Origin of the sequence: Herbaspirillum sp. B65, from assembly GCF_000333555.1 — a bacterium.
GTDB lineage: Bacteria > Pseudomonadota > Gammaproteobacteria > Burkholderiales > Burkholderiaceae_D > Herbaspirillum > Herbaspirillum rubrisubalbicans.
Window position 1 is genome coordinate 1 of the sequence record NZ_BADI01000006.1, and the last position, 1634, is coordinate 1634.

2 protein-coding genes are annotated in these 1634 nt (G+C 64.9%); both read left to right on the forward strand.

Annotated features, from left to right (window positions below):
* Window positions 1-877: ATP-binding protein (locus I5W_RS00100; protein ID WP_044527724.1), on the forward strand; the 877-nt coding region annotated here is incomplete at its 5' end.
* A gap of 84 nt (window positions 878-961) precedes the next feature.
* Window positions 962-1510, forward strand: coding sequence for a response regulator transcription factor (locus I5W_RS00105; RefSeq protein WP_017450379.1), 549 nt, complete (start codon window positions 962-964; stop codon window positions 1508-1510).
* The last annotated feature ends 124 nt before the right edge of the window (window positions 1511-1634 follow it).

Here is a 1634-nt window from a genome sequence, read left to right on the forward strand (position 1 = left end):
ATCCCGATCATGGCCGGCCATGGCCTATCACCTGGCGGGGATGTGGATCAATTTCTCGATTTCGGCCTTGCTCATTACCTGGTTCGTCAGCCGCATCGCCGCCGCCGTGCGCTCGCGCGATGGGCAACTGGCGCAGGCGCGTGAGCGGCAATTGCAGAGCCATCGCATCGTCGCGCTGGGCACCCAGGCCGCCGGGGCGGCCCATGCGCTCAATACGCCGCTGTCGACGGTGGCCGTCATCGCCGGGGAGTTGCGCCGCGAGATGGCCGCCAACCCGGCCTTGCGCCCCTATGAAGAAGACGTGCGCATCGTCGAAGAACAGATCGCGGTATGCAAGGCGGCGCTGGAAAACATGCGGCTGGATGCCGACGCCCAGTTGCGCAACGAGGACAGCGCCGCCATCACGCCCTGGTTGACCAGTCTGCTGGAAGGCTGGCGCTTGCGCCATCCGGCCGTGCTGCTGGTGGCCGAGGTGCATCAGCCGGGCTGGGTGGCCAGCCAGTTGCAGGACTTGTCGCAGATCCTCTTGACCTTGCTGGACAATGCCGCCCACGCGGTGCGCAGTCTCGGTCACCAGGGCGAGATCCGCATCCGCCTGCTGCCGGCCGAGGCGCTTGATGTGGCGCAGGGTGGCAAGGCTCTGGCGCTCAAGCCGGGCAAAAAGACGGCTATCATTGAGGTCGCCGACAACGGCAGCGGTATCGCCCCGGAACTGTTGCAGCGCCTGGGGCATGGGCCGGTCACCAGCGGTTCGGGCGGTTCCGGTATCGGCCTCATGCTGGCCTTTGCTGCGGCCACTCACCTGGGCGGCAAGCTGCGCCTGCGCTCTACGGTGGGGCAGGGGACGGTGGCGCAGTTGCGCTTTCCGCTACGCTGATGCCGGTGCCGTGGCCGGCCATCATGGCCTGAACTGAATTGTTTATTTGATTTATATCGTTTATTTCTTTTTGCAGATTTCCTGATGAGTGCAGCCTTCCTGATCCTCGATGACAATGATGTCTTTGCCAGCACCCTGGCCAGGTCGCTGGCGCGCCGGGGGTTTCGCGCCACCGTGGCGCATAGTGGCGAAGAGGCGCTGGAGGCGGCGCGGCGCGAACGCTTCGACTTTGCCACCATCGACCTGCAACTGGAAAAGGATTCCGGCCTGCAATGGGTCTCGCCGCTGCGCCAGGCCTTGCCCCAGGCGCGGCTGCTGGTATTGACCGGCTATGCCAGCATCGCCACCACGGTGCAGGCGATCAAGTCCGGCGCCGATAATTACCTGGCCAAGCCGGCCAATGTCGATTCCATCCTCTCGGCGCTGTCCCATGCGGCCGAGGGAGCGGCGGCGGCCGAGCCGGTGTTGCCGGTGGAAGAGGCCTCGCCGCTGTCGCTGGAACGGCTGGAGTGGGAGCACATCCAGCGTGTGCTGGCCGAGCACGAAGGCAATATTTCCTCGACCGCGCGGGCCCTGAACATGCACCGTCGCACCCTGCAACGCAAGCTGGCCAAGCGGCCGGTGGCGCGCTGAAGGCGCGCGATCGCCCTCTGTCACCAAACAAAGGTAAGCGCCAGACAAGCAGGGGCGACAGCCTGTCGGCATGGCTTTACAATAGCGGCCATGTATATCGATTCCCATTGCCACATCAACTCCC